Source organism: Parvibaculum sp., assembly GCF_035511255.1.
Lineage (GTDB): Bacteria > Pseudomonadota > Alphaproteobacteria > Parvibaculales > Parvibaculaceae > Parvibaculum.
Window position 1 is genome coordinate 1 of sequence record NZ_DATKFR010000270.1, and the last position, 1,789, is coordinate 1,789.

2 protein-coding genes are annotated in these 1,789 nt (G+C 65.2%); one reads left to right on the forward strand and one right to left on the reverse strand.

Going from position 1 to position 1,789, the window contains the following annotated elements:
• Positions 1–874, forward strand: an 874-nt coding sequence (locus tag VMR03_RS10775; protein ID WP_325405042.1) for an alkyl sulfatase dimerization domain-containing protein, incomplete at its 5' end; no start/stop codon positions are given.
• 122 nt (positions 875–996) lie between these two features.
• Here the strand turns inward: VMR03_RS10775 and VMR03_RS10780 are convergent.
• Positions 997–1,789: aminotransferase class III-fold pyridoxal phosphate-dependent enzyme (locus VMR03_RS10780; protein WP_325405044.1), on the reverse strand; the 793-nt coding region annotated here is incomplete at its 5' end.

The window sequence follows — 1,789 nt, forward strand, 5'->3', positions numbered from 1 at the left end:
GCGCATGGGTGTGACCGATGCGCAGGGCAAGGCCTTGCCGCCGGCCGGCCGCTTCGGCCCCGATCCCTGGGTCGAGCCCGACACGACCTTCCGCGACCGCCTCGACATGAAGGTCGGCGACACGCATTTCGAACTTCACCACGCGATCGGCGAGACCGACGATCATCTCTGGGCCTGGGTGCCGGAGCACAAGGCGATCTGCTCGGGCGATTTCGTCACCTGGGTCTTCCCCAATGCCGGCAATCCGCAGAAGGTGCAGCGCTATCCGCTCGAATGGGCAAAAGCGCTGCGCGAAATGATCGCGCTCGAACCCGAACTGCTGCTGCCGGCGCATGGCCTTCCCATTGCGGGCAAGGCGCGCATCGCGAGCGTTCTCGACAATATCGCGACCGCGCTCGAAACGCTGGTGCGCCAGACGCTCGACATGATGAATGCAGGGCTCCGCCTCGACGACATCGTGCAGTCGGTGAAGCTTCCCTCATCGCTGATGGACAAGCCCTACTTGCGCCCGGTCTATGACGAGCCCGAATTCGTCATCCACAATATCTGGCGTCTCTATGGCGGCTGGTATGACGGCAACCCCGCCCATCTGAAGCCCGCGCCCGACGCCGTGCTGGCGGCCGAACTCGCGCGCCTCGCGGGCGGCGCCCTGGTTCTTGCGAAGCGTGCGTCGGAACTCGCCGAAGGCGGCGATCTTCGCCTCGCCTGTCACTTCGCCGAAATGGCCGCGCAGGCCGAGCCCGAAAACCGCGAGGTCCACGGCATCCGCGCCGCCATCTATGGCCAGCGCCGCAAGGCCGAAGCCTCGCTGATGGCCAAGGGCATCTATGGCTGGGCCGAACGCGAATCGGCGAAGAAGGCGGGGAATTACTGACGGCCGACTTCTGATGATGTCGTCCCGACACTTGTTGCCGGGACCCATCGACGGCTCAGCAAGTATCGATGTCGTTGGGTCCCGGGAATAAATCCCGGGACGACGGCATCGGTGGAGCGGCCTCACGCCACCCGGTCGAGTACCTTGCGGAAGCGGTGGAAGATTTCCTCGATCTGCGCTTTTTCCACGATCAGCGGCGGCGAGAAGGCGATGCAGTCGCCCGACACGCGCACCATCATGTTCTCGTCGTGGAAGGCGTGGCGCATCGTCTCGAAGCCGCGCTTGCCCGGAAGCCCGTCGATGGGCACGAGGTCGATGGCGCCCGCAAGCCCGATGGTGCGGATGTCGGCGATCAGCTTGTGGCCCTTGAGGCTCATGATCGCGTCGGCGAAGATCGGCTCCAGCGCCTGCGCGCGCACGAAGAGATTGTCCTTGCGATAGAGGTCGAGCGTCGCGAGGCCCGCCGCGGCGGCCAGCGGATGGCCCGAATAGGTATAGCCGTGGAAAAGGTCGATCACATGATCGGGGCCCGACTGGAAGGCCTCGTAAATATGCTTGCGCACGATCGCGCCGCCCATCGGCACCGTTCCGCTCGTGATGCCTTTGGCGAAGGTGATGATGTCGGGCGTGACGCCGAAGCGTTCAGCCGCCGTCGCATAGCCGAGCCGTCCGAAGCCGGTGATGACCTCGTCGAAGATCAGCAGGATGCCGTGCTTGGTGCAAAGCTCGCGCAAGCGCTGCAAATAGCCGACCGGCGGCGGCAGCACGCCCGTCGAGCCGGCCATCGGCTCGACGATGACGGCCGCGATGGTCGAGGCGTCATGAAGATCGACGAGCCGCTGCAGCTCGTCGGCGAGATGCGCGCCCCATTCCGGCTGGCCTTTGGTGAAGGCCTGCTCGGCGCGGTTATAGGTA